The following is a 22,902-nucleotide window of genomic DNA, read 5'->3' on the forward strand; positions in this document are numbered from 1 at the left end:
GCGGCTTATGCTCCATTACCTTTCGTTGAATATAAAAGGGCTGCCCTACTTCAATAGGACAGCCCTTTTTTTTGTTATGGAAAGTTAGCGACCATCGCGACTGCCAACAAAATCTGAGACGTGATGACCACCGCGTATAATCGGGGTCAAGGGGCGAGCCCCTTGCGGGAGGTGCAGGAGGGTGGAACCCTGCCTGCCCGTCGGAGACAAATTCCTGCCCTATTCAATATAGCCAGGATCATCTTCATCGTTCATGCTCAGCGGCAATGAACCTTTTTTAACCATAAACCAGACGAAGCAACCGATACTGGCGGCGATACCGAACCAGCAGGAAACGTCATACGGCAGGTTGAAACCGATTTTTGCGTTTGCGAGATAGGTGCTGACTACGCCTGTCATGAACACGGCAGGAATAACGGCGATCCAGTAGTTTTTAACATGCCTGACGAGATAAACTGCTGCTGTCCAGAGAACGACGGTTGCGAGTGTTGAGTTTGCAAAACCGAAGTAGCGCCAGATAACGGAGAATTCAGTTCTTGTGATGAGGAAACCTATTGCAAACAAAGGCACAGCAATAATGAGACGCTTAATGCTTTGTTTTTGAGGCATCTTAAAGAAATCTGCAATAATAAGCCGTGCTGAGCGGAAGGCGGTGTCACCGGAAGTGATCGGCAATACGATTACACCGATAATTGCAAGGAACCCACCGATTGGCCCCATGAGAGTCATGGATATTTGATCAACAACGGCTGCTGGACCACCATTTGAAATAACGGCTTGGAGTGCTTCCGGAGTTTTGTAGAACGTCATACCCAAGGTTGCCCATACGAGTGCGATAAGTCCTTCACCGATCATTGCGCCGTAGAATACAGGACGTCCGCATTTTTCGTCCGGAATACAACGGGACATAAGCGGCGACTGTGTGGCGTGGAAGCCGGAGATAGCACCACAGGCGATGGTAATAAAGATAAGCGGCCAAAGCGGTAATCCTTGCGGGTTGGTGTTGGCAAGGGAGAGACCGTTTGGATAGAAATCGTAACCATCCCAGATGAGCATGAAGGTTAAACCAACTGCCATAATGATGAGAGTTACGGCAAAAAGTGGATAGAGGCGGCCAATAATTTTATCCACAGGAAGAATTGTTGCAATGAAGTAGTAACCGAAAATGAGTGCTGTCCATGTGTACTTTGCATATGTCAGATCTTCAAAACCAAAGCCTATTTTTTTGGCTAGGAGCTCTGCAGGTCCGAGAACGAAAACAACACCTACGAGAAGCAGGAGAATGATGGAAAAAACATTCATGAACTGCTTGGCGAACGCACCAAGGTTGTAGCCTACGGCATCCGGAATTGATTTACCATCGTATCGAACGGACATCATACCGGAGAAATAATCGTGTACCCCGCCAGCAAAAATACTGCCTATGACAATCCATACGAGGGCTGTCGGGCCATAGAGAGCGCCAAGGATAGGACCAAAAATTGGTCCTAGACCTGCGATGTTTAAGAGCTGGATAAGGTATGCCTGCTTCTTATTCATCTTAACAAAGTCTACACCGTCTTCCAGTCTACATGCTGGAGTGGCCTTACATGTATCAATACCAAAATTAGCTTCAACCACCTTACTGTAAAAAAGATAACCCGCAATGAGCGCAGCTACTGCCAAAAAGAAATATACCATACCCTTCTCCTTGATTTGCTTTTTTTCATAAACGTATGGGAGTAGGTGTACGGTGAATAAGATCGGGCATTATAGCTAGTATAATCATCCCTATCTATTTGTAATTGAGGATTTTTTTTACAATCGAACTGTGGATTTTGGGCACAAAAATGGGGAAAACTTGAATCTTCAAGTCTTCCCCACCAATGGAAAAATGTTCGCTCTTATACACAAGGCAGCAGTGCCGCTCCCTGATGCATTACTATTCTTCCGTTAGAACCTGCGGCAGCATTTGCATAAGGTGATCCCTTACATCAAATACAAACTGGTTCAGAAGATTGGAACGATATTTCTGCCGGTTCATAACGGCATAAAGGCTGCGCTTAAGGCGTATCCCTTCGAGCTGCACTGGAAATAATTCCCCTTTTGCTAACTCACGCTGGAAGCAGAACGGAGACATGCAACTAAGCGTTCCCGGGTTTTTCAACACGGACTTAATTGCTTCCATATGTTCAAGTTCCATAAAGATGTTCAAATCTTTTTTGGACTGTCCCAAGTGGTTCCACATTGTCTGGCGGGTACCGGAGCCCTGCTCACGCAGAATCCAGTCAAGATCTAACAGTTCAGACAATTGGTACTCTTGTAAGCCGGCCATATATCTATCTGCGGTTACAACAACGAGCTCTTCTTTAAAAATTTCCTCAAACTCTGCGGAATGTGATTCATAATCACCTTCGATAAAGCCTAAGTTAATTTCACCGCTCTCAACGTGCTCAACAACCTGCTCTGAGTTGTAGTTAATAACTTCAATCTGGCTCTGAGGATATTTGGTTTTGAACGTATAGAGAACTTGCGGCAGGATGTAATCCGCAAAGGTAGAGCTCGCGCCAACGCGAAGTACGCCGGCCATTCGGTCACGTTTGAACAACGTTTCTACATCACGTATCTGCTCAAACGCAGGCTCGAGACACTCCATAAGAATTTTACCATTCTCGTTGGGTACGAGTCTATTGCTGATTCGGTCGAACAATCGTTCACCCACAGTCTGCTCTAGTGCTTTAATCGCCATTGAGACAGCAGAATGAGTCAAAAAATGCTCCTGCGCTACTGCCCCGATATGTGGATTACGCATAAGCGAAAGGAATAATTCGATTTGCCTGATGGTAATATTCATAGGATCCTCTTTCAAAAAAAATGAATGAATCTTTCAATATTATAAACTTGAAATTAAATCTACTACGGTTATTGTCTCCTCACAGACGAATTCTACTATCATACTAGTACTGCCATATTTGGTACGATAGACGAATATATATGACCTACTTCCTCCTTTTTGTGAAAAATCTCCTGTACCACGAACGGGAGATTTTTTGTTTTTGCAGGCGTATCTCTAACAACAGAACTGTTTGGAATTACTAGCATATTCCAAAAGATCATATGTCAGAGGTATTCAAAGGAGTGCGCTTTTCTGGTGCACACACTAGAAAAGCGTTGCTCCTTGGGTTTTCGTTCTTCTGGCTGAGACAAGCTAGTGCAGTGCCCGGTCACATAACTTTTATATAGAATACATACTGTATTCTTTCTAACAAGTTATTTACGAACCGAAGCAGGTAGCACGCGTAATCAGCCATGTGCACTATGAGCTGCCCCTCATAGTGTTTGTTGGAATTTCCCGGGTCTTTTAAGTTTTACTAAACAACTTCTTTTTACCCTATGCGCACCAGCTTTTGAGTCTGGAGACAATGCACCCATGCGTGCCCGGACTTACAAGCAAGAAGATGTTTATGTACTCATACTAAGTATACCATACATCGCACATTGATAACTATAGGCTTGATAACGCCTGCACAGGAACTGTTGTTCCACGCAGTTGGCCATTGTTATCTCTGAGTAAGGTTTGCTTTTGCACTTCAAAAGACCCGGGAATCCGATAGCCCCATAATGCCGTCCGGCATAATCCTCATCCCAAGCTTCCCTATCTGCACGGTCAGGACAAATACGCACCTGCACCCGTAACCGCGTCACTTGCTATGCATTGTGTGCCACATCACACTTTGATATAGCCACCCTGTTTCCTTGCCCAATCTACTCTTACAAAATACAATACACTTACTTTACGAGACTTTTTTGCATTTCATCTGTGCGCTCAATCATGCACTTTTTGTTTGTCCATATAATATACCAATATAATTGGTATACTGTGTGGATTTGTTTGTTTTTTTTGCCTATTATCTCGCAACTAATAATTTATTTATGGAACTTGTATGGAGGATGAATAATGAACTCTAGCACCATTACTCTGCACGCCCCCGCAAAAAGCAAGACACAGGGACGTTTGGATTTTTTCCAAATGATTTCCGGCGTCCTGCTTATCCTTTTTTTATGGGCACACATGCTTCTTGTTTCCAGCGTCATCATCAGTCCCAGCCTCATGAACGCTATCGCGTGGTTCTTTGAAGCTACGTACATGGCACAAGTTGGCGGCCCATTAATCGGCATCCTTATTTTCGCGCATTTTTTGCTTGCTGCACGCAAAATGCCTTGGAAAGTTTCAGAGTCAGACGCATTCATCAAACACAGTATAATGATGAAGCACCGCGACACTTGGATGTGGCTTGCACAGGTTGCCACCGCTCTTATCATCCTCATTATGGCCAGCATCCACATGTGGGTTGTACTTACAGACCTGCCAATTACTGCCGTTAAAAGTGCGGCGCGTATTCAGCACGGTGGCTGGCTGCTCTTCTATCTGATCCTTCTTCCGATTGCAGAAACCCACGTCGGCATCGGCTTTTACCGCATCGGCGTAAAATACGGGGTCATCACTAAGGAAAACCGCACTTGGTATAAAAGAAAAGAATACGCACTCATGGGCGGTTTCATCTTTATCGGTCTGATCACGCTTGTGCGCTTTATGTATCTGCCTCTGCACAGTGGCATGTAAGCTAGAAGGAACGTACGTATGCAAATTTTCTACACCGACTTATTATGCATTGGCGCAGGACTTGCCGGAGAGCGCGTAGCCGTTGAAGCTGCCAAAGCCGGATTTAACGCAACATGCCTTTCCATTGTTCCCCCACGCCGTTCTCATTCATCCGCGGCTCAGGGCGGAATGCAGGCTGCACTCGGTAACTGTGTTATGGGTGAAGGCGACTCGCCGGACATTCATTTTGCAGATACCGTAAAAGGCTCAGATTGGGGTTGTGATCAGGAAGTTGCCCGAATTTTTGCGGACACAGCTCCGATTGTAATGCGTGAAGTCGCGCATTGGGGCGTACCGTGGAATCGTGTTGAACAAGGACCGGCCACCTATTACAAAGGCGGCAAACCTTTTGACGCCGTGGAAAGTAAAGAAAAGCACGGCCTCATTCACGCCCGTGCTTTTGGTGGCACCGCTAAATGGCGTACATGCTACACAGCAGACGGCACAGGTCGTTCTGTTCTTAACACTCTGGATTCCATGTGCCTGCGCTATGATGTAAATATTCATGACCGCACTCAGGCAGAAGCCCTTATTCATGACGGTGAAAATTGTATCGGCGCTATTGTCCGCTGCCTGCGTACAGGCGAGCTTATGGCGTACTATGCAACAGCAACCCTCATTGCGACTGGCGGCTACGGACGAATCTACAAAGCCACTACCAACGCGGTTATCTGCGACGGTGGCGGGCAGATTGCAGCACTTGATACTGGTCTCGTGCCTTTGGGCAACATGGAGGCGATTCAGTTCCACCCGACAGGAACCGTTCCTACAGATATTCTGGTAACAGAGGGCTGCCGCGGTGATGGCGGTACACTTCTGGACGTGAATGAATACCGCTTTATGCCGGATTACGAACCGGAAAAAGCTGAACTTGCTTCCCGAGACGTTGTTTCCCGCCGAATGCAGGAGCACATGGCAAAAGGATTTGGCGTAAAATCTCCATACGGTGACCATTTATGGCTCGACATTCGCCACCTCGGCGAAAAGCACATCACAACTAAACTTCGCGAAGTATACGACATCTGCACCAGTTTCCTTGGTGTTAATCCAATTACCGGACTCATTCCTGTTCGCCCTACCCAGCATTACTCAATGGGTGGTTTGCGCACGAACAAAGACGGTGCAGCATACGGCCTTAAAGGTCTGTTCTCCGCTGGCGAAGCAGCTTGTTGGGACATGCATGGATTCAACCGCCTTGGCGGTAACTCCCTTGCTGAAACCGTTGTTGCGGGTCGCTATGTCGGGCAGAAAGTTGTAGAATTTCTGCAAGGCAATTCTGTTGATTTTAAACAAAGTGCATTGCGTGATGCCCACATGAAAATAGATGAACGCATCAAGTTTCTTGCAGGCAACTCAGGAAAAGAAAGTGCCATTGTTCTGCGCGATGAAATGCAGGATATAATGATGGACTACGTAGGAATCTTCCGTAATGGTAAGGACCTGCAGACAGCAGTAGACAAATTGGAAGAACTGCACGCACGCTCCATGAACATCGGTCTGCAAGGTAACGCCATCGGGTTTAATCCGGAAATTTCGTTAGCCTTACGCATCCCGGGAATGATCAAACTTGCACAGTGCACCGCATTCGGCGCGCTTAAGCGCACAGAATCCCGCGGCGCGCACACTCGCGAAGATCACCCCGAACGTAACGATAAAGAGTGGCTCAACCGCACGCTGGCGTACTGGAGAGAAGGCGATTCTTTGCCGACTCTCAAGTACGAAGAAGCCTCACCTTACTTTGAAATTCCTCCGGGAGAACGCGGATACGGCGGCGGGAAAATCCTCTATGCGGATATTCCGGCTGACAAGCTGCGCGTTCCTGAGAAGAAATCATCCGAAACTGCCGCACCTGCGGAAGACAAAGAGTAAGGGAGTAAATTATGAGCCGTCGTCTCCATATCGAAGTATTCCGTTATAATCCGCTTGATCCAAATTCCGAGCCGCAAATGCAGTCATTCTATATTGATGAGTATGACTCCATGACCCTGTTTATCGCGCTGAACATTATCCGCGATCAGCACGACGCGACATTGCAGTTTGATTTCTGCTGCCGCGCAGGTATCTGCGGTTCCTGCGGCATGGTCATCAACGGTCGCCCCGGCCTTGCCTGTCATACACAGACAAAAGACCTGCCGACTCATATTGTTCTGCACCCATTGCCGGTATTCAAACTTATCGGCGACCTTTCTGTTGATACGGGAGTGTGGTTCCGTGATGCAGGAACACGCATTGAAGCGTGGGTACACAACGATCATGAAGCGCTTGACCCTACGCAGGAAGAAGCTCGCATGGAAAATTCCCTTGCGAACGAAATCTTCGAGCTTGATCGATGCGTGGAATGCGGTTGTTGCATATCAGCATGCGGTACAGCCCGTATGCGTCCAGACTTCCTTGGTGCAGCCGCCATAGCCCGTGTTGCCCGCTTCTACCTAGACCCTCGTGACGAAAGAAACGTGGAAAACTACTACGAAGTAATCGGCAACGATCAAGGCGTATTCGGCTGCATGGGACTACTCGCCTGTGAAGATGTCTGTCCTAAACATATTCCTTTGCAGGATCAGCTCGGCATTATGCGTCGTATGCTGGCTCTGCATTCCGTAAAAGGAATTGTGCCTAAATCGCTGATTAACAAACTCTCGCATAAGGGATGTTGCCATGAGAACCATCAAAGCTGAAACAATTCATAACGCGGTAGTAGACCTTGTTCTTACCGCTGCTCGTTACCTGCCCGAAGACGTAAAACAGGCAATTGCAGACGCGAGAGAAAATGAAGACTCCGCATCTGCGCGGGAAATACTCGGTCAGTTGCTTGAAAACGCAGAACTCGCCGCAAGCTCCGGACTTCCGTTGTGTCAGGATACAGGCGTAGGCATTTTCTTTGTTGAACTTGGTGACCAAGTACATGTTGAAGGAAACCTTATTGAAGTCATCAACAAAGCAATGATCGAAGGGTACGAAAAAGGCTTGCTCCGCAAATCCTTGTGCCATCCGCTTACACGCGCCAATACCGGTGATAACTCTCCGGCAGTTGTACATGTAGACATTGTTCCCGGTGATAAAATCAACATCAAGCATATGGCAAAAGGCGGCGGATCAGAAAATATGTCCCGCTGCACCATGCTTACTCCGGCTCAGGGCTGGGAAGGCATTAAAGAATTTGTCGTACGCCGTATGGCAGAAGCAGGTCCGAATCCGTGCCCGCCTACCATTGTAGGTGTAGGCATCGGCGGAACCTTCGATCTGGCTCCGGCATTAGCGAAGAAAGCACTATTCCGTCCGCTCAGCGAACCGAACCCCGATCCGGAACTGGCGAAAATGGAAGAAGAGCTGCTTGCAGAAATCAACAAGCTCGGCATCGGTCCTATGGGGCTTGGCGGTAAAACCACAAGTCTCGGTGTAAAAATAGAAATGCGTCCGTGTCACATCGCAAGCTTACCGCTTGCTGTGAATGTGCAGTGTCACTCTTCACGCATCAAGGAGGTCGAAATCTAATGGCTACGTATGAACTGACCGCCCCGTTGTGTGATGAAGATGTGAAAAAACTCAAAGCCGGTGATGTAGTAAAGCTTACGGGCATTATCTACACAGCCCGCGATGCAGCACACAAACGGTTATGCGACATGCTCGATAAGGGTGAAGAACTGCCATTCGATCTGAAAGGTGCTGTCATCTATTATGTAGGGCCGAGTCCTGCACCGGAAGGACGTCCTATCGGCTCCGCAGGACCTACCACCAGTTACCGCATGGACTCCTATGCCCCGCGTCTGCATAGTCTTGGCGTAAAAGCCACCATAGGCAAAGGCAAACGCAGCGCAGAAGTACGCAAAGCGCTTGAAGACCATACAGGCGTATACTTTGGAGCAACAGGCGGCGCAGGTGCGCTGTTGTCGCAGTGTATTGATAAGGCTGAAATCATCGCTTTTGATGAACTGGGTCCTGAAGCAATCAGAAAACTCACTGTGACCAAATTCCCGCTGCTCGTGGTAAACGATTCATATGGCAACGAGCAATACGCCAAGCCGAATTATGATTTGTAATTAAAGATAGTTGTCACATCTTAAAGTGCAATTCAGCAAAAAATAGACTACTTTGTGCTGAAACGCGCACAAGAGCCCCTCAATTGTGAACTCCCCCGATATGTGTTGTGCCTTAGAGCATACATAACGCAGAATGGGAAAAGCATTCTTATGATGTTTATGTAAACCACAACAGTGCTGCTCTGGAGAAATCTGGAGCAGCACATTTCAAACCATAACTGGGAATAATGTCCGGTTCGTTGCAAAGCGAAACAGCCATACAGTACAATTTGTGCGGGCGAAACTGCATTCCCACATACACGACACACCCTTCTAAATGAGGCAAAGTAACGCTGTTCAACTTTCTTGGCTGCATGTTAGTGCTTCACTAGTTACGGAGTGACGTGTTAGGAGAATAATTATCTTGCTGCACGTCGTATCGTTAGTCCGGTGCGCTCGAGGGACTCCCTCGCTTTTCAGGCCGCACTTTGCCGCGACATCAGGAGACGTTAAAACTTGTCAGGGGTTTTACCGTGTCCTTGCTCACAGCCATCTTCACAGATGACATCTAACGAACGACTATTGTTCTAGGCCCCGATACGTACTGTACTCGGCTGCAATCTGCTCGGCCTTTTTTTAAGGCTGACATGCGCTTCCAACGCACAAACATTTCCGCTGTCGCTGTTTTTTCTCACACGGCGGAACAGGTATGATTATGGCTAATAAAATTCTTAAAAAAGAACAGTTAATCCCAGGACAAACCAGCAAGCTGGTTATTGATGCGCCGCATATTGCGGCAAAAGCCAAGCCCGGCAACTTTGTTATCTTACGTGTAACGGAGCGAGGCGAGCGTATTCCGCTTACTATCGCTGACACTGATCCTGAAAGCGGTACCATCACTATCGTGTATCTGGTACTCGGCAAGTCAACAGCGTTACTTGAACAGCTTAACGAAGGCGACGACATTCTTGACCTTTGTGGCCCGCTCGGAAAAGCAACCGACCTCCACTCCGGCGGCACAGTTATCTGTGTTGGCGGCGGTACCGGTATTGCTGCTATGCATCACATTGCTAAGGGTAATCACGAAGCTGGCAACCACGTTGTTGCTATCATCGGTGCCCGTAACAAAGACCTCTTGCTGTTTGAAAAAGAACTCAAAGAGTTCTGCCCGGAAGTTCTCATCTCTACAGATGACGGATCTTACGGTCACCACGGTCTTGTAACTGAACTGCTGAAAGATCGTCTTGAAAAAGATGACTCTGTTATTGAAGTAGTAGCTGTCGGCCCTGTGCCGATGATGGCTGCTGTTTCAAAAACCACCGAACCATTCGGTACTCCAACCACTGTAAGCCTTAACTCCATTATGGTTGATGGCGTTGGCATGTGCGGCGCTTGCCGTGTAACAGTTGGCGGAGAAACTAAATTTGCTTGTGTAGACGGTCCTGAATTTGACGGTCACAAAGTAGATTTTGGTGAATTACGACAGAGACTGGCTGCATTTTCCAGCCTTGAAAAAAAATCTTTCGACCATCACTGCAGGTGCAAGTGCAATGACAACAGCTAAAAAGACTAAAAAACAGATTGCCCCTCGTGTTCCAATGCCTAACCAACCGGCTGAAGAACGCGCCCGCAATTTTAAAGAAGTGGCACTGGGTTACACCAAAGAAATGGCAATGCAGGAAGCTGCACGTTGTCTGAACTGTAAAAAGCCTAAATGTGTTCAGGGCTGTCCAGTACAGGTACCGATTGCAGATTTCATTGCTGAAGTAGCCAAAGGCGATATTGAAAAAGCCTACTCCGTAATCAAAAGCACCAACAGCCTCCCTGCTATTTGTGGACGTGTTTGTCCGCAGGAAATTCAGTGTGAAGGCGCATGTATTCTCAATGCGAAAGATCAGCCAATCGCTATCGGTCGTCTTGAACGCTACGTAGCAGACGAATACATGTACATGGATGCGTGTGACCTCATCAGCGCTAAGCCTGAGTGTCCATTTATTGATGAAGAGAGAAAGGTTGCTTGTATCGGCTCCGGCCCATCCAGCCTTACCGTTGCAGGCTATCTTGCCAGCCGCGGTTGCAAAGTAACTATTTTTGAAGCACTGCACGAAGTAGGTGGCGTACTCGTTTACGGTATTCCTGAGTTCCGCCTGCCTAAAGAAGATGTTGTTGCTAAAGAAGTTGGTGCCCTTAAAGACCTTCAGGTTGATTTTGTAACCAACTACGTTGGCGGCAAAACATTCTCCATTGAAGACTTAAAAGAGCAGGGTTACAAAGCTGTATTCGTTGGTGTTGGCGCAGGCCTGCCACGCTTCTTGAATATTTCCGGCGAAAACCTTTGCGGTGTTTTCTCCGCAAACGAATATCTCACACGCGTCAACTTAGGACGTGCATACGACTTCCCTAACTACGACACTCCTATCATCAAAGGCCGCAAGGTTACTGTATATGGTGGTGGTAACGTAGCAATGGATGCTGCCCGTACTGCACAGCGCCTTGGTGCTGAAACTGTACACATTGTGTACAGACGTACAGCTGACGCCATGCCTGCACGACTTGAAGAAGTTGAACATGCTGTAGAAGAAGGCATTATCCTTGAAGTACTTGCGAACCCTATTGAGTTCAAAAGCGACGGAAATGGTAACCTTGCTTCTGTAACATTGCAGAAAATGAAGATGGGTGAACCGGATGATTCCGGTCGCTGTCGTCCTCTCCCTATCGAAGGCGAAACATACGAGCTGGAAACAGACCTCGCAGTTATCGCTGTAGGCACCCGTCCTAACCCGGTTCTGCTCGAAAACGAGCCTGATCTGAAGTTAAACAAATGGGGCTACATCGAAGCCGACGAACAGACTAACGAAACCTCCATTCCTGATGTATATGCAGGTGGTGACATCGTTACCGGTGCAGCAACAGTTATTCTTGCAATGGGTGCAGGCCGTAAGGCAGCACAGGAAATTGCCCGTCGTTTCGGCATAGAAGACTAACCACTCGTCATTTTACGATAAATAGAAGGGCAGCCTCTCAGGCTGCCCTTTTTTATTATTCGATTATCAAATTATCAGTATCAAATTACCGATTTATCAGAATTTTCGCTAAAAGAAACATAACTTTTTTCCGCATCCATCCGATACTAATAGAACGGGGACACAATAATCATAACTAGCTTTTACTTATGATTAGCAACTTGCTGCCACAAAATACCATCACGCGGGAGGGATGCGATGAAGTTCAACCTCAAAGCACAACTATTAGTACCGACATTGTTGATCATCATTGTCGGAATGGGCACAGCTTCTTTTTTATCATTCAGAGAAGCAGAGTCCATCTTGAAAAAAACAATGATCGACCAATCTGAACAGGTCGCTGAAGGTCTGCAAACTCAGATTTCAGCATGGGTAGAAGACATCCGGCAGGATTTGACTATTGCAGCGGGTAATGGATCCATCAAACGTGCCCTTCTTAGCGACGGGTTGAATCAGACAGCATACATTCGTGCCACCTCCTACCTTCAGAATATGGAAAAAGAGTATTCGTACTACGAAGGTGTGGGAATCATAAATAAAGAAGGCATCGCCACAGCCTACTCAAACATTGATATGGTTGGTAAGCTGGATATCAGTAGCCGAAAATACTTCAAAGAAGTAATGCAGGGTGCACCTGCCATTTCTGATGCCATAAAAAGTAAAGTTTCAGGGAAACCAGTTCTAGTTGTTGCTACTCCGATTATGGACAGAGGCAGCGCTGTCGGTGCTGTTATCGGGGTTGTACAATTAAGCGTATTCTCTGAAAAATATATTAAGCCTATCAAAATGGGTAAAACCGGTTATGCCTTTCTGTTAGCAAAATCCGGTTATCTTTGCGCCCACCCAGATGATTCTACAATTTTAAAAACAAAGCTCACAGATTTTGACTGGGGCAAAACAATAGCTTCCCAAGATTCCGGCACCATTACCTACGAATGGCGTGGTGTAGAGAAAGTTGTTACCTACCGCAAAGAGCCGGTCACAGGTTGGTCTATTGGTATTGCCACCAGCGTTGACGACATTTTTTCATCAATCGCTTCAATCCGTAATTCCAACCTCATTACAGCAACAATTGTTGTACTTCTCACCGGTATTGTAATTTTCTTGATTGTTCATAAAATTGTCGCAGCAATCACCAAAAGCGTTAATTTTGCAGAAGATGTTGCTAAGGGCGTTTTAGATAAAGAACTCGATATCGACCGTACGGACGAAATTGGAACCCTTGCAACTGCGCTTAGAGAAATGACTACCAACCTGCGCCAGATGATTAAAACTGCTGAACAGAAAACTGAAGAAGCAGAACAGGAATCACAGCGCGCGCATGTTGCAATGCAGGAAGCAGACGAAGCTCGAAGCGAAGCTGAAAAAGCAAAACGCGAAGGCATGCTTCAGGCTGCTGCACAGCTGGAAACGATTGTTGAACATATTACAACAACCGCAACCGAGCTTGCTGCGCAGATTGATGAATCCAGTCGTGGTGCAGAGTTACAGCTCGAACGTACCGGCGAAACAGCAACAGCCATTGAAGAAATGAATGCTACGGTGCTCGAAGTTGCACGCAATGCAACATCCGCAGCCTCTCATGCTGAAGATACCAAACAGAAAGCAGAAGAAGGACAGCATGTTGTTTCCTCTGTTGTTCAGTCTATCGATGAAGTAAGTGATCGTTCTACCAACCTGACAGAAAGCCTCGGTGCACTTGGAAGCCGTGCTGAAGACATTGGTAGTGTTATGACGGTTATTACTGACATCGCAGACCAGACAAACTTGCTGGCATTGAACGCCGCTATTGAAGCAGCACGTGCAGGTGAAGCAGGACGCGGATTCGCCGTTGTTGCGGATGAAGTTCGTAAACTTGCAGAAAAAACAATGCAGGCAACCCGTGAAGTTGATGAAGCTATTCAGGCCATTCAGGTAGCCTCAAAAGAAAACATTCAGGGAATGCAGGCAACATCCAACGTAGTTGTACACTCAACAGGGCTCGCAAGCGAAGCTGGCGACTCTCTCAAATCCATTGTTGAAGTTGCCATTGCAAACGCCGATCAGGTTCGCTCCATTGCATCAGCGAGTGAAGAGCAGTCTGCAACCTCTGAACAAATTGGTCGAAGCTCAGAAGAGATCAACCGTATTGCAATGGATACCGCAGCAGGAATGCGCGAGTCCGCGATAGCTGTAAACGAGCTTGCTGAAATGACTCAGAAGCTTCAGCATCTTGTTATTGAGCTGAAATCCTAAACATTACAGAATCGGTTGATTAAAGAGAATTCAAACTCTCTGACAACCACCCAAAAAATAGAAAAAAGGCTACTCCGTTTTCACGGGGTAGCCTTTCTTTGTATTCGTATTTCGCATCATTTGAACGAGTACATGTCGTTCAAAACTATCTGATCTCAGCTGGCCGTTTACCTAAAAGCTGAAAATCTACCTAATAGCTAATTAGGCAGGTAAAAACGAAACGTCAGCATAAACACGGATGAGCTAAATAAACTATCCGCCCGCGCTACCAGTTAGCCATCTGACTATTTATGTTTTTACTCTATTCGTCGTCGTCATTGTGTTTTGCTTTATGTGCTCGGGCAAGGGTTATTCCGGCAACAAAGCCAGGAACCATGCCTAGAGCAATAGCACGAGGAAGGTTTGGCAAAAAGCCAACAAGGTACCCGAGGACACCGACTGACGCCCCGATTAAAATTCCGCGTACAACAAAGTTAGGTGCTTCTTTAGACATGTTTACTCCTTACATTAGCGCCGCATGGTACGGGTGCCATGTGTGAGTGTCAATTGACATTCTTCATAGCGCATTACGGCTCTTCAGGCGTATGGTCGCTCCGCTTCATGGCTTCCGCCATAGTAATTTTCTGCATGGTATCAAGGGAGCACCGTTGCAGGGCAATATGTTTAATTTGCCACGGCCCCTTTACTATTTCGCCATCTGCCGCTTTAGCAATAGCCTTCAGCATTCCGCCAAAAATAAACAGATGCATTGGGATTAGCGAATACCAATACGCCATGCCCCACAGTCCCTTAGGATGGAAATAAGCGATCATTCGTAATTCAGTAACATGCTCTGTTCCAGTGGTTACTGGCATTAACGTAAACTCTAGCAAGGCTTCGCCGGGTAATTTCATTTCTGCCAGTAATAAAAGACGTCTATTTTTTTGAATATCCAGCACACGCCAAAAATCCAGTGCATCACCGATAAACAACTCTTCTGGGTCGCGCCGCCCACGCCGTAAGCCCGGCCCGCCAACCATTTTGTCGATAAATCCTCGAATGCGCCACAGATAGTCATCTTTATACCATCCGTTTGTTCCGCCAATACGTTTAACGACACCCCAGACATTCTCCATTGTATCACGAATATGCACGGCATTTGCTGAATACAACGTTGTACCGCCTGCATAAGTACTGTCCCCGCATGTTACCCATTCTGGAATTTCCGGCTCTCCAGCGTCTGTCCAACTTGTATCCACAGTATGTTGCCGCACCCGTGCCAACGCCCGTGTTACAGATTCTTTTACAGTAATTAGCTCTTGCGGAATTATCTCACGAATGGAGTTTTCTGCACACACAACATTGTTTCGCAGCCCCTCTACCAAAGGACGCGCAAGACTTGTTGGCACCGGCGTAACAAGATTAATCCACAAAGAACTCAAACGCGGAGTAAGAACAGGCACAGGGAAGATTAAGCGCTTTCGCAACCCTGCTTCTTTTCGGTAAATTTCGAATAGCTCTCGATACGTAACAATATCCGGCCCGCCAATGTCGTATGTTTTACCCGCAGTTTCCGGCACATCCAACACACCTGTCAGATACGTCAGCACGTTAGATACGGCAATTGGCTGGCACTTACTGTTTACCCAGCGCGGCGTAACCATCACCGGCAAACGATCCACCAAATATCGAAGCAACTCAAACGAGGCACTGCCTGCACCGATTATCTGCGCAGCACGCAGCACCGTAACAGGCACTTCTGATAGCGACAAAATTTGTGCGACCTCTGCTCGGGATACAAGGTGTTTGCTGAGCTTTGGATCATCGGGCACGACGCCTGAAAGATATACAATCCGCTCAACCTTGTTGATGCGGCACGCCTGAACCATATTGTACGCGGCCTTACGGTCTGCATCACGAAAATCTTTTTGGGATGGATTCATGGAATGAATAAGATAATAGGCAACCCCGCAGCCACGCGCAACGTCCATGGTGCCCTTTCCTGAAACCATGTCTCCTTCAACGACTTCCAGATTTTCATCTGAAGCCCAAGGCCTGCTATCCAGTTTACGTCTGGAACGCACAAGTACACGAACCTTCTTCCCTTGCGCCAATAACAAAGGAACAAGTCTTCCGCCTATGTAGCCTGTGGCTCCGGTAACTAGAATGGGTTTATCATGCATATATTTCTCCGGTACAGTATGCCTAAATTTTCTCAAAACAAAACATACCGCACTTTGCCTTCTGCCGCGTCTATTTTTTCGCCTATCCCCATATTGCAGAACTTCTCAAGCGTGGTATTCTGAACCATTCCCTAATCCTGTCATATCGAAACGATTGTTCGTGGAGGACGTATGGTACCGCCGACCAAACCCAAAGACTCTTCAACCACACACGAAGCTTCAAACGCGTCATCACAAAATGATGAAGAACTCTGGATTCTGCCGGAAGAAGCACGTGCAACACTCACCGAAGTGTTCAAGCAGCTCCAAAAAACCGTTGAGCTGCACGTCGTGACGGACAATGACCCGCTGAACATGTTCAACGGTGTTACGCTACAATTTGCGTATGACATGTCTAGACTCTCCGAACATATTACTCTTGTGAAGCACACTCTCGGTGACAAATTTTCGGAAAAGCACGAAGTAGAGTTTTCCCCGTCTCTCCTGTTCAATCCTGATGAATACGACATCCGGTTCACAGGCGCTCCATTGGGAGAAGAAGGAAAAGCCTTTGTAGAAACCGTTCTCCACATTTCTTTCGGCGCAAGCGCACTCTCTGAAACATCCAAAGCCATTCTTGCAGAGCTTATAGAACCACGCCATGTTCGAATATTCTCCTCCCCCGGATGTCCATATTGTCCGGGACAGTTCATGAACGCTGTTAAGAGCGCCATTGAAAGACCCAAACTGATTCGCGCTGACTGCGTTGATTCTGACGAATTTCCCGAACTCTCAAAACAGTTCAGAGTCGGATCAGTGCCGCACACAGCGTTCAGTGAAAAATATCACCGCATCGGCCTGCTTCCGGAAGAACGCTTTTGCCTTGAACTACTCATGCTGCGTGATGCAGAAGCCGTACTTCGGGAACAAATGCAGGAAGCGGAACCTGAAGAAGAAGGAAAAATATACGACTTGCTCATTCTCGGCGCTGGCCCAGCCGGACTTACAGCAGCCATTTATGCAAAACGCTCAGGTCTCGATTCCATAGTGCTCGACAATTCAGTTATTGGCGGGCAGGTGATAGCAACACCTACTGTTGAAAACTACCCGGGATTCCAAAGTGTAGGCGGCACAGCACTTGTGGAGATACTCACCGCGCACACCCGAGAATATTCAAATATCCGCGAGAATCAGCTTATTGATGATGTCACTATTGGAGATGTTATCGAAGTGCATACCGCAGGACGAAAGTATGCCGCAAAAGCACTCATTTTCGCTACAGGTACAGAATGGCGGTCTCTTGATGTGGAAGGTGAAAAGAAATATTTCGGCACTGGTGTTACCCATTGTGCCTCCTGCGATGGCTATATGTTCCGCGGTAAACATGTCCTCATGGTCGGCGGCGGCAACAGTGCCCTCACTGACGCACTCCATCTTAAAAATTTAGGCATCGACGTCACCGTTGTTCACCGACGTGAGAGCCTGCGCGCAGAAAAAGCATTGCAGGACGCTCTTAAACGCGAAGAAATTCCTGTTATCTACAATACCGTCATTGAAAAGATATATGGCAATGACACAGAGGTTGAAGGCGTAACCTTCAAAAATAATAAGACTGGAGAAATTTCCGAACATCACTGCAACGGCGTATTCATTGCCATTGGCATGGACCCAAATTCTGCACTTGCAGAAAAGATCGGTGCACAGTTGAATCCGGACAAAACGATTCATGTGGATAACGCCATGCGTACCAGCATCCCCCGAATTTATGCAGCAGGCGACGTTAACGGCGGTGTCCGGCAAATTGTTACCGCAGTCAGCGACGGGGCAGTTGCTGCCATGTCTGCTTTTGAAGACTTGCAGCATCCATACTGGGCTTCTGAAAAAAATACGCAGTAACAAGTTTTCTTGAAATTTTATAAAAAGAACAACATCTGAAAACTACATAGCGCTGGATTCCTAACATCGTCTCAAATGGTTCTGCGGGCGCAAGCGAATCGAACAAGTAGCGTATTCATAAGCACAAAAAACATAAGGTCGATACATCCAACGATGTATCGACCTTATTTATTGTTTTAATCAACCGAGCTAAATTGTCTGAGAACTCTATTGCCCGCGGGCAAAATCCACCAAATGTTGAACAGATTTAAGCTGGTCAGCATTCGGGCTCCTGAAACTGCCGCCAACGCCAACAACCTGACTCGTCTGCAACATGTGTTTAGGAATAAGCTCAATTTGTTGAATCGGATTAGATTCAGGTGGCGCAACAGCTTCTTCATTCTCATCCGTAGGCTTAGGAATAGGATTTTTGTAATACAAATACATCCTCTGTTCTGCCAGTTCTTCTGCGGAACTTGGAATTGCGCTCAAATTTCCCCCTTTGAGCTGCAAAAAAGCACCGTAATGAGAAACATTACGCATTACACCCGTAATCTTTTTCCCATTAGGTTGAGAAAGCGTGAGCACTACAGGCAAATTGATCGGATACCGTGTGCTTATGCGCTGCGTATCACACGACATCACACGCACAAGTTTATTGCTGTCCTGCACAATCTCATAAGTAAAAGTCGTGCTTCCGCGTTCATTCCACAAAACCAGCGCTTCATCTTCGCTCAAGGCTCGCGCACCGGTCATACCGCACTGGTCACAAACTACGTAATAGTAGATGGCGTCAAAATAGAGAAGCGTCCTGCTCCCATTGCAGTTTGGACAAATTTTAGGAATCAACATCCTCAGTCCCCCCAACACGATTTACGTACTTAATGATAGTGCTAATTATTATACAATGTACGATATCTAATGTCTAAAAGAAGTTACACCTTCTCACATGTTTTTTTGTGCAACTCTACTCTTTACTCTATGTAGAGCAAACGCTACCACAAATGCATCCCCGACACCAAGTAAGCAGATAACGAGTAAAAAATGATTTCACCAGACCAATACCCCGCATTCGCTAACGACCTTCTTTCCTGGTTTTCGAGCAACAAACGTGCCCTGCCGTGGCGTGAGGATTATGCACCGTACCGCGTATGGGTGTCCGAAATCATGTTGCAGCAAACTCAAATGGAACGTGGTGTTGCCTATTTTCATCGCTGGATGCAGGCATTGCCCGATGTCACCGCAGTTGCAGAAGCACATGAAGATACTCTGCTGAAGTTATGGGAAGGTCTGGGCTATTATTCCCGAGTACGCAATCTGCATAAGGCTGCAAAAATTATTGTGGCAGAACATGACGGTGTTTTTCCAGAAGATCATGCGGACATCCGCGCTCTCCCCGGTATTGGAGATTATACAGCCGGTGCCATTGCCTCCATTGCATTCAATCAGGACGTTATCTGCGTTGATGCAAATGTTGAGCGTGTTTTCTCTCGAATTTTTGATATCGATACGCCCGTTAAGCAAAAGCACAACATGGCGTTCATTCGTGAAACTGTCGCAGCCATACTCCCTTCCGGTCATGCACGAGAATTTAATCAGGCCATTATGGAATTGGGCGCATTAGTATGCAGCAAAAAGCCCCATTGCAACCGCTGTCCACTGCAAAAGTACTGCGAAGCATACCACCTTGGAATTCCGCATGAACGCCCTGTTCCGACTGCTAAAAAGGGTATTCAACACATTGATGTTGCGACTGGTTTTTTAATGCATAGAGGGAAAATTTATATCCAGAAACGCCCAGATTTCGGCGTATGGGCTGGTTTCTGGGAACTCCCCGGTGGCTCCGTTGAAGAAGGAGAAGCACCGGAAGAAGCAGTTGTTCGTGAATTCATGGAAGAAACAGAATTCCCCGTAAAAATTGAAGATAAAATTATTGTAGTAAAACATGGCTACACAACCTACCGTGTGACCATGCACTGCTACTTTCTTACATTTACGGGGGAGCATACTCCAGAGCCTGTGCTCCATGCCGCCACAGCATACCAATGGGTAAACATGGACGAGCTGGACACTGTCACCCTACCGGCAGGACACCGTAAACTTCTTGATCATCTGCAGAACGACATGCGTTTAAAACCACTTCTAGAAAACAGCTAGTTCACTAGCGTAAGACCTTCGGAACCGCGAATTTACTTGCTTCACAAAGGGGTTCGTGGTAGCCGCAAAAGTTATGCCTACTATCGATATAGCAACAAGTGTGACAAAGATCGCCATTGCGTTTATTCCCATTCTTCTTGGCATGGTATGCCACGAAGTTGCGCATGGCTGGGTAGCGTACAAACTTGGTGACCCTACTGCAAAAGCACAGGGCCGTCTTACGCTAAATCCTCTTCCGCATATTGACCCTATGGGTACAGCAATGTTTGTACTCACAGCGCTCACAGCCCCATTTGTTATTGGCTGGGCGAAACCTGTGCCTGTAGATAGCCGCTGGTTCAAAAACCCAAGAAAGGGTATGATCCTTGTTTCAATAGCGGGACCTCTTACTAACTTTCTTCTTGCGGTTCTCTTTGGTGTCTTCCTTGTCATTGTGGCACATAACCAACCAGTACCCGGCTCAATTTACGCATCTGTGTACGAATTCTTACGCAGTATGTTGAGCGCAGGCGTCATCATTAACCTAGCTCTCGGCTGGTTTAACCTGATGCCGTTCCCACCGCTGGATGGTAGTCATATCGTGGCAGGATTACTCCCGCCGCGTCTTGCATATAAATTTCAGGGAATTTCCCGTTATGGATTTATTCTTATAGTTTTATTGTTGGCAACAGGCTTTCTGGGAAAAATCATCGGCCCCCTCATCTTCGGGTCCGCAGATTTAATCATTCAAATGATTACTTTTTTTTAAGCCTGACATTATATCCGGAGGAATGAAATGACTCGTATACGTACCGTTTCCGGTATGCGCCCTACTGGCGCCCTACACCTTGGCCACTACTTTGGCGTTCTTAAGAACTGGGTTGAAATGCAGCACGAAATGGATTGCTACTTCTTCGTAGCAGACTGGCACGCGCTCACCAGTGATTTTGCAAACACAAGTGGCATAAAAACTCACGTTACGGAAATGGTTAAAGATTGGCTTGCCTCCGGTCTTGATCCTGAAAAATGTACAATTTTCCAGCAATCCGCAGTGAAAGAACATGCAGAACTGCACCTGCTGCTTTCCATGATCACCCCGCTTGGCTGGCTCGAACGTTGCCCTACATACAAAGAGCAGCGTGACCAGATCAGCAATAAGGACCTCGGCAACTACGGTTTCCTTGGCTACCCTGTGCTCATGGCTACTGATATTCTTATGTACCGCCCAAGTTACGTGCCTGTTGGTCAGGATCAGCTGCCGCATATCGAAATGACACGCGAAATCGCACGTCGTTTCAACCATATGTACGACTGTGACATCTTCCCTGAACCTGAAGGTAAACTGACTCCTGAAGCAAAACTTCCGGGTCTTGATGGCCGTAAGATGTCAAAAAGCTACAACAACGGCATCTTCCTTCGTGAAAGCATGGACGACATCCAGCCTAAAGTTCGCGGCATGCTTACTGATAAAAACCGCGTGCGTCGTAAAGATCCAGGCGATCCTGATATCTGTAACCTCTTCCCGTACCATGTACTCATGACTTCTGAAGAGAAACAGGCTGAAGTTCGCAAGGGATGTACCTCTGCTGCGATTGGCTGTACTGATTGTAAGAAAATTCTCCTTGAATCCATGGAAGAATTCCTTGCTCCTCTTCAGGAACGTCGCAGAGTTATTGATACAAATCCAAAGCTCGTTCAGGAAGTACTGGCACATGGTAACGAACGCGCCACTAAAATGGCTCGCGAAACCATGGAAAAAGTTCGTAGCGCTATTAACTTTGATTTTTAGCACCAAAGACTTTTGATGACTTTATGCCTCCGGCGGGCGGGGTTGTGCCTCTGCTTCTGGCAAGAAGGGAAAACTCAGCCTTCCGGAGGAATTTGATGTTGTCAACTTGTTCGTTCTATGACGACTCCGCGTTGCATAGATTACGACAAATTTGTGGGGTGTTAGAGCCTACATTAGTCGTTCGCTTTTTTGCAGCAATGTGCGGGTCTGTCACAATTCAAGGGAAGTTTTATGTTTGTAGATCCACATGATGCAGGTCCTGATGACGATTCCGCGGTGCAAGACACTTTAGAATATCTTGAATCGTTGCCGCAGTTGGCAGACAGCGACACCTTTTCTTTTGCATGTCATCCCAAAGTATCCTGCTTTAACGCCTGCTGTCGCGACTTAAGCATGCCCCTCTCCCCATACGACGTATTGCGCTTACGTCAGGGACTTGGCTTGGACAGCACAACTTTTATTAAAGAATACGCAGTCATTGAGCAGTACCCTAACTCCGGTTTTCCCGTACTGTTCCTTAAAATGACGGATAATATCGAACAGGAATGCCCGTTTCTTTGCGAAAAAGGCTGCACTGTTTATGAAGATCGCTCCGCAGCGTGCCGCGCTTATCCACTAGGCCGCGCAACACATCTTGATGAAAGCGGCGCAATTGTAGAACAGTTCGTTGTTGTTCAGGAAGATCACTGTAAAGGCTTTGCCGAGTCCAAAGAATGGACAGCAAAGGAATGGCTCAAAGATCAGGGACTGGAAGAGTACAACTACTTCGCAGACCGCTACATGAGCATAATCTCCCGCTTTATCGACACAGACCTTGAACTAACGCAAAAACGTGTTCAGATGGCACTGCTCGCTTTCTACCAGCTTGATCACTTCAAAGGATTTATGGAAGACATGAATCTTATGGATAGAGTGAACGTGCCGGAAGAACGCCGCGAAAAAATTATGACTGACGAGAAGGAACGCCTTCTTTTTGCCATGGAATGGATGGAACTCATCCTCTTTGGCACCAGCACAACCCTTTCACACCCTGCGTAATAACGTA

At 47.0% G+C, this 22,902-nt stretch carries 18 protein-coding genes; 13 read left to right on the forward strand and 5 right to left on the reverse strand.

Annotation, left to right across the window (positions count from 1 at the left end):
- Positions 1–219 precede the first annotated feature (219 nt).
- Together ACZ5V1_RS13880 and ACZ5V1_RS13885 are read right to left on the reverse strand one after the other, a co-directional pair.
- Positions 220–1,680, reverse strand: a complete 1,461-nt coding sequence (locus ACZ5V1_RS13880) for a carbon starvation CstA family protein (RefSeq protein WP_464389345.1) — start codon at positions 1,678–1,680, stop codon at positions 220–222.
- 241 nt (positions 1,681–1,921) lie between these two features.
- Positions 1,922–2,833: a LysR family transcriptional regulator gene (locus tag ACZ5V1_RS13885; RefSeq protein ID WP_464389346.1), complete on the reverse strand. Its 912-nt coding sequence runs from the start codon at positions 2,831–2,833 to the stop codon at positions 1,922–1,924.
- A 1,104-nt stretch (positions 2,834–3,937) separates the two neighbouring features.
- Between ACZ5V1_RS13885 and ACZ5V1_RS13890 the strand changes: the two genes are divergently transcribed.
- The 8 genes from ACZ5V1_RS13890 (at position 3,938) to ACZ5V1_RS13925 (ending at position 13,916) form a co-directional block, all read left to right on the forward strand.
- Entirely contained in the window at positions 3,938–4,603 is a 666-nt protein-coding gene (locus ACZ5V1_RS13890) for a succinate dehydrogenase/fumarate reductase transmembrane subunit (protein WP_464389347.1), read from the forward strand.
- 18 nt (positions 4,604–4,621) lie between these two features.
- On the forward strand, positions 4,622–6,511 hold the full coding sequence (locus ACZ5V1_RS13895) for a fumarate reductase flavoprotein subunit (protein WP_464389348.1): 1,890 nt from the start codon (positions 4,622–4,624) through the stop codon (positions 6,509–6,511).
- A gap of 11 nt (positions 6,512–6,522) precedes the next feature.
- Positions 6,523–7,317: a fumarate reductase iron-sulfur subunit gene (locus tag ACZ5V1_RS13900; protein WP_464389349.1), complete on the forward strand. Its 795-nt coding sequence runs from the start codon at positions 6,523–6,525 to the stop codon at positions 7,315–7,317.
- Positions 7,298–8,134, forward strand: coding sequence for a fumarate hydratase (locus ACZ5V1_RS13905; RefSeq protein WP_464389350.1), 837 nt, complete (start codon positions 7,298–7,300; stop codon positions 8,132–8,134). Before ACZ5V1_RS13900 ends, ACZ5V1_RS13905 begins: the two co-directional genes overlap by 20 nt.
- The gene (locus ACZ5V1_RS13910; RefSeq protein ID WP_464389351.1) at positions 8,134–8,679 is read left to right on the forward strand and encodes a Fe-S-containing hydro-lyase; all 546 of its coding nucleotides are present in this window, start codon (positions 8,134–8,136) and stop codon (positions 8,677–8,679) included. Before ACZ5V1_RS13905 ends, ACZ5V1_RS13910 begins: the two co-directional genes overlap by 1 nt.
- Positions 8,680–9,373: 694 nt before the next feature.
- On the forward strand, positions 9,374–10,222 hold the full coding sequence (locus ACZ5V1_RS13915) for a sulfide/dihydroorotate dehydrogenase-like FAD/NAD-binding protein (RefSeq protein ID WP_464389352.1): 849 nt from the start codon (positions 9,374–9,376) through the stop codon (positions 10,220–10,222).
- Entirely contained in the window at positions 10,209–11,642 is a 1,434-nt protein-coding gene (gene gltA / locus ACZ5V1_RS13920) for an NADPH-dependent glutamate synthase (RefSeq protein WP_464389353.1), read from the forward strand. Before ACZ5V1_RS13915 ends, gltA begins: the two co-directional genes overlap by 14 nt.
- Positions 11,643–11,879: 237 nt before the next feature.
- Positions 11,880–13,916 carry a methyl-accepting chemotaxis protein gene (locus tag ACZ5V1_RS13925; RefSeq protein WP_464389354.1) on the forward strand — a complete coding sequence of 679 codons (2,037 nt, stop codon included), beginning with the start codon at positions 11,880–11,882 and terminating at the stop codon, positions 13,914–13,916.
- Between the two features lie 301 nt (positions 13,917–14,217).
- Here ACZ5V1_RS13925 and ACZ5V1_RS13930 read toward each other — a convergent pair whose 3' ends face one another.
- Positions 14,218–14,409 carry a hypothetical protein gene (locus ACZ5V1_RS13930; protein WP_160713713.1) on the reverse strand — a complete coding sequence of 64 codons (192 nt, stop codon included), beginning with the start codon at positions 14,407–14,409 and terminating at the stop codon, positions 14,218–14,220.
- A 73-nt stretch (positions 14,410–14,482) separates the two neighbouring features.
- On the reverse strand, positions 14,483–16,078 hold the full coding sequence (locus ACZ5V1_RS13935; protein ID WP_464389355.1) for an SDR family oxidoreductase: 1,596 nt from the start codon (positions 16,076–16,078) through the stop codon (positions 14,483–14,485).
- Positions 16,079–16,249: 171 nt separating this feature from the next.
- Between ACZ5V1_RS13935 and ACZ5V1_RS13940 the strand changes: the two genes are divergently transcribed.
- The gene (locus ACZ5V1_RS13940) at positions 16,250–17,953 is read left to right on the forward strand and encodes an FAD-dependent oxidoreductase (protein ID WP_464389356.1); all 1,704 of its coding nucleotides are present in this window, start codon (positions 16,250–16,252) and stop codon (positions 17,951–17,953) included.
- 207 nt (positions 17,954–18,160) lie between these two features.
- On the opposite strand, the gene ACZ5V1_RS13945 is transcribed toward ACZ5V1_RS13940, so the two are convergent.
- Positions 18,161–18,784 (reverse strand): Lar family restriction alleviation protein, encoded by a 624-nt coding sequence (locus tag ACZ5V1_RS13945; protein ID WP_464389357.1) that lies wholly within the window; start codon positions 18,782–18,784, stop codon positions 18,161–18,163.
- 192 nt (positions 18,785–18,976) lie between these two features.
- Between ACZ5V1_RS13945 and mutY the strand changes: the two genes are divergently transcribed.
- The 4 genes from mutY (at position 18,977) to ACZ5V1_RS13965 (ending at position 22,895) form a co-directional block, all read left to right on the forward strand.
- Positions 18,977–20,089 (forward strand): A/G-specific adenine glycosylase, encoded by a 1,113-nt coding sequence (gene mutY, locus ACZ5V1_RS13950; protein ID WP_464389358.1) that lies wholly within the window; start codon positions 18,977–18,979, stop codon positions 20,087–20,089.
- A 73-nt stretch (positions 20,090–20,162) separates the two neighbouring features.
- The gene (locus tag ACZ5V1_RS13955; RefSeq protein ID WP_464389359.1) at positions 20,163–20,837 is read left to right on the forward strand and encodes a site-2 protease family protein; all 675 of its coding nucleotides are present in this window, start codon (positions 20,163–20,165) and stop codon (positions 20,835–20,837) included.
- A 27-nt stretch (positions 20,838–20,864) separates the two neighbouring features.
- Positions 20,865–21,857 (forward strand): tryptophan--tRNA ligase, encoded by a 993-nt coding sequence (gene trpS, locus ACZ5V1_RS13960; RefSeq protein WP_464389360.1) that lies wholly within the window; start codon positions 20,865–20,867, stop codon positions 21,855–21,857.
- A 231-nt stretch (positions 21,858–22,088) separates the two neighbouring features.
- Complete coding sequence (locus ACZ5V1_RS13965; RefSeq protein ID WP_464389361.1) at positions 22,089–22,895, forward strand: YkgJ family cysteine cluster protein; 807 nt, start codon at positions 22,089–22,091, stop codon at positions 22,893–22,895.
- The last annotated feature ends 7 nt before the right edge of the window (positions 22,896–22,902 follow it).

The organism is Halodesulfovibrio oceani subsp. galateae, assembly GCF_055397225.1.

What these genes read in the sequence shown, in the direction of transcription:
- ACZ5V1_RS13880 (WP_464389345.1), bottom strand. Translation starts at nt 1,680, where the DNA reads ATGGTATATTTCTTTTTGGCAGTAGCTGCGCTCATTGCGGGTTATCTT.
- ACZ5V1_RS13885 (WP_464389346.1), bottom strand. Translation starts at nt 2,833, where the DNA reads ATGAATATTACCATCAGGCAAATCGAATTATTCCTTTCGCTTATGCGT.
- ACZ5V1_RS13890 (WP_464389347.1), top strand. Translation starts at nt 3,938, where the DNA reads ATGAACTCTAGCACCATTACTCTGCACGCCCCCGCAAAAAGCAAGACA.
- ACZ5V1_RS13895 (WP_464389348.1), top strand. Translation starts at nt 4,622, where the DNA reads ATGCAAATTTTCTACACCGACTTATTATGCATTGGCGCAGGACTTGCC.
- ACZ5V1_RS13900 (WP_464389349.1), top strand. Translation starts at nt 6,523, where the DNA reads ATGAGCCGTCGTCTCCATATCGAAGTATTCCGTTATAATCCGCTTGAT.
- ACZ5V1_RS13905 (WP_464389350.1), top strand. Translation starts at nt 7,298, where the DNA reads ATGAGAACCATCAAAGCTGAAACAATTCATAACGCGGTAGTAGACCTT.
- ACZ5V1_RS13910 (WP_464389351.1), top strand. Translation starts at nt 8,134, where the DNA reads ATGGCTACGTATGAACTGACCGCCCCGTTGTGTGATGAAGATGTGAAA.
- ACZ5V1_RS13915 (WP_464389352.1), top strand. Translation starts at nt 9,374, where the DNA reads ATGGCTAATAAAATTCTTAAAAAAGAACAGTTAATCCCAGGACAAACC.
- gltA (WP_464389353.1), top strand. Translation starts at nt 10,209, where the DNA reads ATGACAACAGCTAAAAAGACTAAAAAACAGATTGCCCCTCGTGTTCCA.
- ACZ5V1_RS13925 (WP_464389354.1), top strand. Translation starts at nt 11,880, where the DNA reads ATGAAGTTCAACCTCAAAGCACAACTATTAGTACCGACATTGTTGATC.
- ACZ5V1_RS13930 (WP_160713713.1), bottom strand. Translation starts at nt 14,409, where the DNA reads ATGTCTAAAGAAGCACCTAACTTTGTTGTACGCGGAATTTTAATCGGG.
- ACZ5V1_RS13935 (WP_464389355.1), bottom strand. Translation starts at nt 16,078, where the DNA reads ATGCATGATAAACCCATTCTAGTTACCGGAGCCACAGGCTACATAGGC.
- ACZ5V1_RS13940 (WP_464389356.1), top strand. Translation starts at nt 16,250, where the DNA reads ATGGTACCGCCGACCAAACCCAAAGACTCTTCAACCACACACGAAGCT.
- ACZ5V1_RS13945 (WP_464389357.1), bottom strand. Translation starts at nt 18,784, where the DNA reads ATGTTGATTCCTAAAATTTGTCCAAACTGCAATGGGAGCAGGACGCTT.
- mutY (WP_464389358.1), top strand. Translation starts at nt 18,977, where the DNA reads ATGATTTCACCAGACCAATACCCCGCATTCGCTAACGACCTTCTTTCC.
- ACZ5V1_RS13955 (WP_464389359.1), top strand. Translation starts at nt 20,163, where the DNA reads ATGCCTACTATCGATATAGCAACAAGTGTGACAAAGATCGCCATTGCG.
- trpS (WP_464389360.1), top strand. Translation starts at nt 20,865, where the DNA reads ATGACTCGTATACGTACCGTTTCCGGTATGCGCCCTACTGGCGCCCTA.
- ACZ5V1_RS13965 (WP_464389361.1), top strand. Translation starts at nt 22,089, where the DNA reads ATGTTTGTAGATCCACATGATGCAGGTCCTGATGACGATTCCGCGGTG.